General features: G+C 34.5%; 7 protein-coding genes. All 7 read right to left on the bottom strand.

Annotated features, from left to right (window positions below):
• Window positions 1-280 precede the first annotated feature (280 nt).
• The 7 genes from FHR29_RS16070 to FHR29_RS16100 all read right to left on the bottom strand — a co-directional run bounded on the left by FHR29_RS16070 (window position 281) and on the right by FHR29_RS16100 (window position 12830).
• Window positions 281-2653 carry a PQQ-binding-like beta-propeller repeat protein gene (locus FHR29_RS16070; RefSeq protein ID WP_260292157.1) on the bottom strand — a complete coding sequence of 791 codons (2373 nt, stop codon included), beginning with the start codon at window positions 2651-2653 and terminating at the stop codon, window positions 281-283.
• A gap of 126 nt (window positions 2654-2779) precedes the next feature.
• Window positions 2780-3607, bottom strand: a complete 828-nt coding sequence (locus FHR29_RS16075; RefSeq protein WP_183915750.1) for a glycoside hydrolase family 16 protein — start codon at window positions 3605-3607, stop codon at window positions 2780-2782.
• A gap of 81 nt (window positions 3608-3688) precedes the next feature.
• Entirely contained in the window at window positions 3689-4576 is an 888-nt protein-coding gene (locus FHR29_RS16080) for an alkaline phosphatase (protein ID WP_183915752.1), read from the bottom strand.
• Window positions 4577-5006: 430 nt separating this feature from the next.
• Entirely contained in the window at window positions 5007-6170 is a 1164-nt protein-coding gene (locus tag FHR29_RS16085; protein WP_183915754.1) for a PDZ domain-containing protein, read from the bottom strand.
• A gap of 339 nt (window positions 6171-6509) precedes the next feature.
• The gene (locus FHR29_RS16090; RefSeq protein WP_183915756.1) at window positions 6510-8045 is read right to left on the bottom strand and encodes a RagB/SusD family nutrient uptake outer membrane protein; all 1536 of its coding nucleotides are present in this window, start codon (window positions 8043-8045) and stop codon (window positions 6510-6512) included.
• An 11-nt stretch (window positions 8046-8056) separates the two neighbouring features.
• The gene (locus tag FHR29_RS16095) at window positions 8057-11299 is read right to left on the bottom strand and encodes a TonB-dependent receptor (RefSeq protein ID WP_132844520.1); all 3243 of its coding nucleotides are present in this window, start codon (window positions 11297-11299) and stop codon (window positions 8057-8059) included.
• A 1291-nt stretch (window positions 11300-12590) separates the two neighbouring features.
• Entirely contained in the window at window positions 12591-12830 is a 240-nt protein-coding gene (locus FHR29_RS16100; protein ID WP_183915758.1) for a hypothetical protein, read from the bottom strand.
• Window positions 12831-12866 lie beyond the last annotated feature (36 nt).

A 12866-nucleotide genomic window follows, 5' to 3' on the forward strand; every position in this document is an offset into this window, starting at 1 on the left:
AAAGTATAATCATTTCCAAGTTTTAACAGCTTTCAAACTTGAATGAAAATTTTGCACAAGGAAGTTTCATAGCATATGTTAACAATTTCTTATGTTGCAAAAGTCGTAAAGCATAAATAGTGTTTGTATCATATTTACAAATACCTGTGATGTGCTATTTTATTATTTGCTAAACTCTAAATGTTGTATAAGAGTTTTTATTTGGCAAATTTTAATAAAGATTTAAAACAAGAAAAGACGAACTGATGGTTCGCCTTTTCAAAAATCAAAAATGTGTTAGTTATTGTTGAAAACTATATACGTTTCCAGCAAAATCTGTCACATAAAGTAAATCATCTTTTACAAGCACCTCTGCTAAAATTGGAGCACCTAAATTAATTTTATATTTTAATTTGCCCTGTGGATCTAGACGGTAAAGAAATCCATCCGACGCACCAAATACAAAGTCAGTTCCAACTTGCTGCGGAGCTGCCTCTACAGTTGCAACTAACTTATTTTGATCTGGTGAACTATACGATGAGGTATAGATTAAAGCCTCTCCAGTTGTGAAATTCCATTTTTCATTCAGCGTATTCTTATCCAAAGCAACAATTCCTTTATCCGAAGTCGATAGTAATAATTGTTCGCCACTTATTACAGGCGTTGCCATTACTTTGAAATCATAATCAAGTGTCTTTTTTCGTAAAACGTTTCCTGATAATCTATCTAGCACAAATACCGTATTTAATCCAGTTGCATATACTTCATTACCTACTACCGCAACTCCACCACTTCTAAAACGTAGACCATCCTCATTTTTCTTCCACATCAATTTACCTGTCTTGCGGTCATGAGCAAATAAACTGTTCCAATTAGCTCCTGTAAACAACTGATCTTTGGTTACTATGATCTCTCCTGGCATTGCCTCTCCCCCATTCCAATCCTGATTTCTCCATAGCTCTTGGCCAGTCTTTAAATCTAAAGCGGTTAGATAAGAACCGTAACCAGTATAGTATACTCCTTCATAAATTGCTCCGGCTGTAACATAACTTGGTAATCGTCCCTGACTTAATTCTTTCTTCCAAATCAGCTTCCCAGTTTTAGCATCCAAAGCGTAGGCATTTCCTGCCACATCAGTTGCCGCAACAATGCCATTTTGATAACGGAGTTTCTGTTTGATGGAATTAGCTGTTGAAAAAGTCCATTTAGTCTTTCCTGACTTTTCGTCTAAAGCTACAATTTGGGACTTACCATTTCCACCATCATCAAAAGTTGCTCCCAAAACGAGACCTTCTACAAGTAATGGACTCACTTTCCAAGTATTTCCACCTAAGTTTCCAGTCCATTTAAGTTGAAGCTGATTTGCTTTATCATTCACTCCAAAAGTTTCTTTTTTGGTTGCCTGGGTACCATCATTGTAATTGACTTCAATAAAAGCAGTACATGTTTTATTACTTACATTCATAAGAGGTTCTGTCTCCCATGACCAATCTGATAATGGTTTAAACGGTGCATAGGCTACTTGATTGCCTTTACTATCAAGTACTCTCACGTGGACAGATGCTACATCTCGATTACTATCGTATACTTGCGCACGGAAAGGAATTTTCCCTTTTTCAGTGCTTTGTAATGCCGGATCTATCAATTGAATATGATCAAACAAATTACTGTATTTTGGAGAAACATCTTCAACACCATCTTTAGTAACTTTAATATGCAGAAACTGGCCAACAGCATGATCGATACCACCCTTATTAGGTGCATTTGTACTAATAACACGAACACCGCTGCTTGCATTAACAAAAGAATAGTTATTATGCCAGTGACCGAATAACCACGCTTTTAATTTATATTTCTTTAAATCGATTTCCTCAGTCTTTCCCTTTAGAATAAAGTCAGGTCCGATATCAAAATCGTGATTAATAAAAATAACCGGTTTATTCTTATCCTTCAATTCTAGATCCTTCTTCAACCATGCGATAACTTGATCTCTTGTATAACTTGGTTTATAATCGCCTCCCCACATCGGCGTAACAACAAAGTGTGCAGGACCGGCATCAAAAGAATAATAGGTCGGACCAAACAAATCTTCAAACAACTTTTCACCATATTCTCCTTTTACGAGATCATGATTGCCAACAGCATAATAAACAGGTAAGCCCATCAGTTGGCTATTTACTTGCTGCGCATGAAAACGCATGCCTGGTTCATAACAGATATCACCGGTATGCATGATCAAAGAACTTTTTTGATTTGCAGCATATTTACGGACATTCTCAATCCATGGACCATACAAATATGTTTCGGTATCTGTTATTTGAATAAAATTTAAAACATTCGGATCTTGAGAAGTATCCTCAAGAAGTCCAATTGAATACTCTTTACGGTCAGGACTTATTTTTAAAAAATGACTTTTTGCAGGCTTGAAACCAGCCGGAGCAGTTACAAATACAAATCGTGCTGCAGGATTTGCTGGTATTTCGAACTGTCCATTTGCATCTGTTTTCAAAACCTGATAACCATCGGAAACAACAGCATGCTCAACAGTACGTTCGCCACTGTCGAACTGACCATTTCCATTCGAATCGATAAAGATATGACCTTTATACTGTGCATTTGCAACACCCATCCCTAGTGCCAATAAGGATGTCAATAGATAATACTTTTTTTTCATTTTACAGTTTATCGTATATTAACTTTTAAAGTTGTTTTGTTTGTAATGAACCTAATTATTTTAACTTTTTGTCAGCTAAAAATAAAGCTACTCATTGGTACTATTAAATCTAATCTTTGAGATAGGTTATTGATAAACCTTAACCCAGTCAATGATCATTTCAACTGGCAGTTGTTTCTGATCGACTTTTCCAACCCAACTACCGCCTAATTGTTGATCAATTAATAGAAAGAAAGGCTGATCATATGGCCATTGTGATTTATCAACCCCTTCTATGCGAGGATATGTAAACGTATCTTTACCATTTAACTGGAATACAATTCGATCAGGATACCAGCTTATGCCATATACATTATATTCACCTGCATTGATCTTAGCTGTTCCGCCGTGTTGAGGATTTGTTTTTTGTCCTAAATCTAAGGTATAATAGGAGTGTGTTGTTTGGTAGATGATGGAATCAGAATTTAAATGTTCCATAATATCGATTTCTCCATTTTTTGGATATTTTCCATATTTATCTAATTCCGCTAACATCCACATAGCTGGCCATGCACCTTGAGCACTCCCAAGTTTCGCGCGGATTTCCACTCGTCCATATTGAAAAGCGAATTTTCCTTTACTCCAAATTCCTCCTGTCAGAAATGGACGGGGATCTTTTGTCAGATCAGTATTATTAATTCCCTTCAAAATCAGTTTACCATCTTCCATTGCAAAACAGGCATCGTCTGTACTCATATGGCGATTCCAATCGGCGCTACCTGCAGAAATTCTTGTCCATTTTGTCGTATCAATGGAGGTTTCATTAAATTGATCTTCCCAAACCAATTTCCATTTTTTAGCTTCACGAGCATCGCTTTGAATGTACACATAGGGATGTGACTTTGGATGATTGCTTACCTTACAGGAAGTGATAAGTACTAGAAAAGAAATAGCTGTTAGAAAAAATTTAAACATTGCAATAAATGGTTTTTTACTATTGTAATTAAACTTAAAAGAGTTCAAATTTGTATTCAAATCTGAATGTGATCTTAATCATTATTTTTGAAAAGCTTTAATGGGCTTACCTCTCCAAGCCTCATCTTGCTCTGCTCCCAATAACCAGGTCAATGTAGGTGCAATATCATAAATTAACATTGGTTGATTTACCTGCTTTCCCTTTGGTACACCTGGACCCGTCATGATGAAGGGAATTTCAACTTCAGCTAACGACTTACCTCCATGTCCTTTGTCAATACCGCCGTGATCAGCTGAGATGACAAAAATAGTTTCTTTCTCCATTCCTGCATCTTTAACAGCTTGCTGTAATTGCGCAATTCTACGGTCTACATTTTTCAGTTCTGCATAATATTCTGGAGTATTATGTCCAATGTTATGTCCTACACCATCAGGTTGATCAAAATGCACAAAAGTAAGTGTCGGTTTATCTCTTTTAATAACTTCAATTGCCTTCTCTAATGTCTTATCCTCGTTGTCTTCCATATTATAGACTTGTTGCACAACATTTTTATCAATGAGGTAACCGATACCTGGCCAACTGTGTATCACTGCAAAAGTAGCCTTAGGGTTTTTAGATGCTACTGCATTAAAAATTGAAGGAAATAGACCATTCTTGGTTGTTTTTATCGCTGGAATTTCGGGCGTCTTACTTCCCCACTCTGTAAAACCATGCATAGTTGGACCAGCTCCCATCAACATAGATGCCCAATTCACCGCACTTGATGAAGGCAGTACTGTTCTGACATGAAGGCTATAGCTTCCATCTTCCATCATTTGTTTCAAAGTGGGCATTTCAGCTTTTGGGATTGCATAAGCACCTAATCCATCAAAACCAACGAGCACAGCGTGTTTGATTTTTCCAGTCTGCGCTTGACTAATGGTTTGTGCAAAAAATAGGGCAATTAAAAAAATAAGGTTCTTTTTCATTAGAATACAATTGTTTTAGTAATCATTACTAGTTGCTATCTGTATCGTTTAGCTCCTCCTTTAGGTTTTAAAAGTAATATAGCTTTTAGAAATACAGTGTTGATTTTTGATTGCTGTTATTCGTAAATCATACAAATTTCAGTTTATAATGAATGACATTGGGTAAAAGGTTTGATTTAAGTTGATTAATATTAAAAATTACTCGGTAAAGTTAATCAATATTAAACAATACCAATTCATAACGAATGTCTGTATAACAAGATATTTACACAGAGATTCAAGTATTAGTCTGATTTAAAGTAGCGCTTACAATTACCTAACAAAATGTTTACATAGAAAAAAATAACGAGTTGTTAGTTTTGCTCAATTACGAGATCAGCTTAATTGGAGTTAGAAATAGAAATTTATTTATTCACTGGCTAAAAGTAGATTAATCATGATCAAAAGGCAGAGGATCTTTCAAAATAAATCGAAAATCCATTTTTTCACCATTTCGTTCTATTTTCATTACGATCTCTTTTCCATTTTCTGATTTCATTAAATTTGTTAAATCCTCCAGCGAGTATGAGGTTGCCTTTTTACCATTGATAGTTAGAATTTTATCATCTTTCATGATCCCAACCAACTGACCTGGTGAATTTGGTCTAACCATATCAATTTTAAAAAGTGTTTTCAAAACAAACTTAAACTGTACCTTATTATCGAAATTAATTTCTTTACTACCATCCTTCTTTAAGGCAACCGGAATTTCTTCCTTTTCCCATTGAACACCATCATGAATAATCTCCAGCCCACTCATATTGAGATAATAGAATTTGTCGAAATTTTTATTTTTACTTAAGTACAGTTGATGATTGGGGTAATCAAAAATAATTTTAAAACGTCTCAACAGTTCATTGCCAACTGAACCTATCCTATCGTTGATCATCTTTGCATTTTGTACTGATTCCAATTCCGGATAAGCGACTAAAGGATATGACATAGCAAATGGCCCTAAAGACAATTTCTTGATCCGATTACGTAATCCATAAATTTCTCCACTGAACCCCTGACCGATATAATCTTCTATAAAAGGAGCACGAACTTGATAATTTTGTATTTTATCTTTTAATAATAAAACAGCATCACTATTTCCCATATCAATAAGTGCTTTGCCATCGATCTCGTCTTCATTCTGCTGTATTTTGATCGCAACATAGGGGCGACTTGAAATTATCTCCAAGGGTAAGGAGGTCATTTTAGACCATAATTTTGGATTGCTATCATTGGGATACACCGTTATTCGCTTTTTTATGAAATCAAATGCAATCTTATGATCGGTAAAAAAACGACTTCCCAATATACCGTTTACCTCTACCCCAATTCGTGATGAAATATCAATATGCTCATTATCTAAAATAAAAATAGGATGATCTATGTCTTCCATTTTTTTCCCAACCACCACATGATTATTGATCGCTAAAATACCGTCAATACCGGCATTCCTTCCAAGACCCTGAAACTTATTTTTAAAGATTGTACTGTCGACTTCACCTAAAGACTTGCCAAAGACCATTGTTTCTTTTACTCCGGTGTCGAGCAGAAAATTCATCATAAAACCATTTACCTCTACAGGTATTATAACGAGATTATGTACAAATATAAAGGGGAAACTTAGCTTCTTGTTTTTATGCAAAACAAACCCTGATTGCCCAAAAGCAACTTGGAAAAGCAAACATATCAACAATAGGAGGCCTATTTTCATGAAAGTCTATATTGGTATAGACAATATACGAAAAAAGGAATAAGGTACCCGATTTTGAATTAAATAATTCTCAATGACGACTTGGTAAACAGTTATATTATAATATTAAATAATATCATAAAAAAAGCCTCCAAAAAGCTTAAATCTTCTTGGAGGCGTTGAATTGAATCAAGGCTTTAATATTAATATTTATTCTAAGCCTTTATTATAGTCTGACTCTCTTAATGGAATAGACCAAGTCCATTTATTTTTATCTTGAGGATTGATCGTAACGGCTAATGACGTCAAGAAATTTCCTCCATTTGCATGCGCGTTTCGAATGATCGGATCACCCCATCTTTTCATATCAAACCAGTCAAATCCTTCACCCCAAAGCTCAATTGCGCGATATAATTTGATTTCTTTTAATAATTCTGCGCCTGTTTTTGTACAATTATACTTTGCATCTCTGCCAGAAGAAGTATTTAATGCATTCAAAGTAGCTTGAACCGAAGTTGCCGGCTTATTTTGGAAATATTTAGCTTCAGCTTCAATCAAGTACATCTCAGCAGCTCTAAAATGATTTAAATTTCCAACACCAGGAAGATCTTTTGCCTTAAATTTGAAATTCATATAAGCATAAGGAACCGCTGTCGATTGCAAATCTGGAAATGTTTGAAATGCTCTCGCTTTCATTGCAGTACCTGCAATACCAGTTGCAGTTGTATATGCCTCACCATTAGGATCCAAAAATAAACCTCTTCTGATATCAGAAGCTGGGATTTTATCAAAAAGCTCTCTACTGATACATTTTGGTGTAGTTCTAGCCGCACTAGCCGTTGAATTATAAGCTATATAGGATTGAAATGAGTAAAAGAATAGCGTTTCATCTGCAGCACCATAGCTACTCCAGATCCATTCACCATTTGGATCATAAAACCCACTCTTATACTCATCATTGTTCATCAATTTGTAATTTTCACGAGCTAGAATCGCATATTTTTCTGCGCTGACATAATCTTGCTTATTCAGAGCTGCTCTTGCATAAACAGCATAAGCCACATCTCTATTAACCTGAAAGTTCTTCCCTGATTCACGGTTTAATTTTGACTCATCGTACATGGATATCGCATCGCTTAAATCCTTATAAATTAAATCATAAGTTTGTCCAAGAGTAGATAACGGCATATCTCCTGTCGACACGTCAGTTCTTAAAACCAGTCCTGCTGTTTGTCCATTGTTTGAATCACTCCATCTATTTCCATAAATTTGAGCCAACATCATAAAGCTGTATGCCCTGAAAGTTAAAGCCTGTGCTTTTATAAATTGTTTTTCTGCCACAGGGCCCTCAGCTCCATCAATATTTAATACAATTTCATTTGCATTTGCAATTAATTTATAATAATAATACCAAGGATAATATAAATAGATACTTGTTAAGTTCTGATTATAATTGGAGTTAATGATATCAGCCCAACCACTTAGATTGACAAAAAAATTGTTACCTGGGTAGTTACCGTAGTACATCTTTATTGTGCCTTCTCCATTGAAACCTTGGGTACCTAAGTATTGCTGAGTCATCATTTTGGCAAGGCCATTTACAGCAACTTTAGCGCTTTTTGTGGTTGCAAAAACTTCAGATTTCTCTACAGAATCTGTAGGACGTGTATCTAAATAATCCTTATTACAAGACGAGAGAGAGACAACTCCTAATAATAATAACTTTATATAATTAATTTTTTTCATTGTTTAAATTCTTATAGTCCAACTTTTACACCAAAAGATACAGTACGAGGAGTAACCCAAGCATTTGTACTTATACCATTCCATTGTTGTTGCGGGTTCATACCTTTACGCTTTGTCATTGTAGCCAAATTTTCTATTCCTGCTACGATTGTTACTGAAGACAAATCAATTCTATTGATCAACTGTTTTGGCAAACGGTATCCAAATGCTATATTTTTCACAACAAGATATGATCCATCTATAAGAAAGCGGTCACTCGTAAAGTTATTCATATTACTTTGTGAAAAGTTGATAGCTGGAATTCCATTGGGATCTAATCTATTTTCAGATGTCGTAGTCATTCCTTCTGGCATACCGGACCATGAGTTCATAATATCCGTGTGTAAAGCCCCTGGAGTACCTGACATACTCATCAAATCCCTGTAGGAAGAATCAAAAACTTTACCTCCGATTGCGTAAGTGAATAAAGCTGATAAACTGAAATTTTTATATTCAAAGTTTGTATTGAAGCTACCGCTCATTTTTGGGATAACCGATCCGGACCAGTCTCTTACTCCATAAGATGAAGCATTGGTAACATAATATTTTCCGTTGATCTCAACTAGTTCGGCCGCAGGTATTGCCGCTTTATCTGGTGCAGAACCATTCACATTAAATCTTTCTGTGTCTGCTAAATACAGCGATTTACCTGTCATTTGGTCTACCCCGGCATATTTAAACATCCAAAAATCATAACGTCCACCACCTTCAACCCATTTGAAGTTTCCAGTTATAACGCCATTTTCTCTGTTCTCTTCTGGCAAACTTAAAATTTTGTTTGTTAACCAAGTCGCATTTGCACCAACATTCCATCTCCAACCTTCACCTCTTAATACATCTACGTCGAATGTTAATTCGATACCTCTATTAGACATTGATCCAATGTTTTTAGTTACAGTTGAAACAGCAGTACTTGTGGAGTTAGGCCCCGCTGATAACGGTAAATTAAGATCAAAAATCAAATTTTTTGATTGTTTATTGAAATACTCGATACTTAAGTTAGCACGTTTGAACAATTTCGCTTCGATTGCTGCAGAAAAAGAGCTAGAAGTTTCCCAGATTAAGTCTGGGGAAGGAATCTGACTTTTATAAACTGCTCCTGCATTTGCATTTTGGTCCATTGCGTAAAGTGATAAATGCGCATATTTTTTTGCACTTTCATCATTTCCTACTTCACCATAAGACGCTCTTACCTTAAGGTCATTTACTGTATTTAAAGCATTCTTGAAGAAATCTTCTTTCGATACGATCCAACTACCGCCTAATGACCAAAAGTTACCCCAACGGTTTTCTGCACTAAAGCGAGAAGATCCATCTCTTCTAATAGATGCTTCCGCAAAATATTTCCCTTCATAATTGTATCGAGCACGAGACAAATAACTTTCTACACGATAATCTTCTTGATAATCATACAAAGAAGTAATCTTTGTAAAGTTGATCATATCAGTTTTACCAGCGAAGATTTCATCTGTCTTATACCCATAAAGGTAACTCATGTTATCATAATAATTTTCATGACCCGCCAATACATCAATATGATGCGCGCCAAAATCTTTATTCCAAGTTAACAATTGTTGGGCTGTATAATTCTTATATCTATAAGTACGTCTTGCAGCACGGCCCTGTCCTACGCCATCACCAATAATCGCATTATTATAGGTACGACGCTCGGAGTTACGTACATTTAAATCACCATTAACCGTAAAAGTAAAATCCTTTAAAAACTTAAATTCTAGAAAAGCTCTACCGTTCATTGTATTTCTAATGGTTTGATCGCTGTTCAATTCATTTTCCCAAATTGTGTGGCGTCCAACATATTGCAATCGTGTAGATTCTCCATTATCGTACTGTTTTTCTCCTAAGAGACCAGGTGCATAAGTTCCATCTGCATTATGTAGATGAATTGGATAAATAGGTGCAATTGAGCGTGCATAATTAAAAGGATTCGTAAATGAACTAGCGTCATCTGTGGAACCGCTAATTCTATCCGAAATCTGGTGAGAACCAGCTAAATTGAAACCATATTTAAACCAATCTTTAGCTTGGAGTTCTGCATTCAATCTTCCAGTAAACCTTTTTAATCCAGAATTTTTAATGTATCCCTTTTCATTTAAATATCCAGTAGAGTAGAATACTTTAGCTTTATCAGTAGCAGTCGTTCCATCAATATTATAATTTTGGCGGTGACCAATACGATCAACCTCACTAAACCAGTCTAAATCGTCACGATATCCATTTTTTATTTGTGCATCTGAAACCAATTTTCCATTTTCATCAAATAATTTATCATCTTCTTTATCGTAAATATTTAATTTCAAATAGTTACTAATTAAAGACTTGGAAGCCTCAGCATTAGCGAGTTCTGTTGTTGGATAAGTTTTGGAGTTCGTGCTCAACAGGTTATTTCGGTATCCTGTCCACATTGCTTCCATAAATTGTCTATCATTTACACGACTATACTCAGCAATTCCTCTTGAGTAAAATCCCTGATCTGTCGATACATTTACCTGAGAACGGCCCGCCTTTCCTTTTTTTGTTGTAATAATGATTACACCATTACTTGCTCTACTACCATATAACGCAGATGAAGATGCATCTTTCAATACAGAAATACTTTCAACATCATTGGGATTGATATCAGAAATATTACCACCAAAAGGAACACCATCAACTACATATAACGGATCATTAGATCCATTTAAGGATGAAAAACCACGGATTCTAATACTTGGTTCATCACCAGGCATGCCCGATGTATTGTTTATTTGAATACCTGCTGCTGATCCTTCCAGAGCCGCGAAAGCATTTGTTACTGGTCTTTTTTCTAAATCTTTTGCTCCAATTGATGATACAGAACCCGTTAGTGATTCTTTTTTAGCAGTACCATAAGCGACAACAACAACTTCATTAAGCTCTTCTCTCGAATCTTCCAAAGTAACATTAAATATTGAAGAACCTTCTTTAACAATTAATGTCTTTTCACCGTAACCTAATGATTTGAAAACAATAATCTTTCCCGTAGGTACAGAAAAGGAATAGTTTCCATTTGAATCGGTTTGAGTAGCTTGATTTGACCCCTTTACAACTATTGTCACTCCAACTAAAGGTTTGCCATCGGCGCCTACAACGCGACCAGCAACCTTTTTCTCTTGTGCAAAAGCGACCGATGTCAGAATCATACTACCCACCACAAAACTGAGTAATGTTTGTTTCATATGTTTATTTTTATGTAAGTGTGTAAAGTCTTAATTAAAGACTTTGGTTAAGTAACTTCGTTTGCCAAACAACTATAAATCAATATTTTAATCTTTTTCAAACATTTCGTCATTAATCACTTTTACGCAATCGATTGCATTTTTTCTCATGCATGCGACTATTTGTCAAGTTTAATATTAAAAAAGAAATACGATTGTATAGTGCTTGGGTGCTTTTCAATGTGGCTGATTGCAGATATTTAAAAAAATATTTGTTTAACATCATTTGTTAAATAATGTTAAAACCAAAGTTATAACATTATTTTTATTTGGCAAACTTTTGCAACTATTTTTTTTATATCGGTAATAAAACGCAAGATAAATAAGTTTAAACACATGAATTTTTGATTATAATTTCTAAAATCAATAAGCGATGTAGCATTACGCTAACTAAGAAACTATATTGGAAAGCTCGATAGGTAGCCATTAAAAATCGTAAATCAATATTTCGAAATAAAAAGATGACTATTATTAGATCAATTTAAGAAGCATTAACTTTTTACATGTACGATAAGGGGAATGTTTATAAATAATAGAATTTGCAATAAACTGCAACATCTACAGAATTAGGTCTCGCATTATCCAACACTATCTATCCCATTTTCAGTATATTACAAGACAGTAAGTGATTGGTAAATACAGTATCTATAATGGTTAGTAAATTTTATTTTTTTCAAAAATCTTAGAAGTAGAGACTTTCCATACTTCATTTTTCTTTGTCTGCGGCATATAAAAAAGGAAGCTAGCGTACTATTCATTCAATACAAATCTTTAATAATTACAAAAACATTGAAACACAAAAATAAGCTTGCTTTATGAAACCATTTTCCACTAACCTATACACGAATAGGCAATATAGGAAAAAGAGGATACAAATTAAATCAGAATTAAAGTAAATCATCTTAGAAATGAAATACACCTAAACTTTAAGATATACTTTTTGAGAAAATAAGATATTGATCACTAATAAAAATAGATCATAGAGAGAAAGCCAATTTGACTACTTGCATTTCGAAAAAAATTATAGCATTGATAAGGACTAAAATAGATATAAGATCTTTCTGTTAGTAAATATAAAAGTCGATTAATTATAAGGGGTAATTTGTTCAAAAACAAAAAGGCTGTTTCATTAATTTCGAAATAGCCTTTTTCTAATTTATTACTGTAATTATTTAGTTAATCGAATCCTTGCATAAACAGTAATAATTTCTTGCCCATTATCAAGAATTACTAAAAACATAAATGCGATCTCTTACGTTTTTAATGTTGCAGAATTCTCCAAATCTTTTATAAACCTCTCATTTCCAGCGCTTTTACTTCTAAAATCGGCCACAGAAGTTTTAAATACAACTTTATTATTACCCGCTGTAATTGGAACGTTAATATAAGTTACCGCTCTAACACCTCCAGCATTAATTGCTGTAGAACCTTCTGATACTTTTGAGATTTCCTTTATTTTTCTACCTGAGTTTTCAGGAATCGTTAAAATCAATTGAAAAGTATTGGTAGATAGTAGAAATTTTATCTT

Source organism: Sphingobacterium sp. JUb56, assembly GCF_014191365.1.
In the GTDB taxonomy this organism is placed as follows: domain Bacteria; phylum Bacteroidota; class Bacteroidia; order Sphingobacteriales; family Sphingobacteriaceae; genus Sphingobacterium; species Sphingobacterium anhuiense.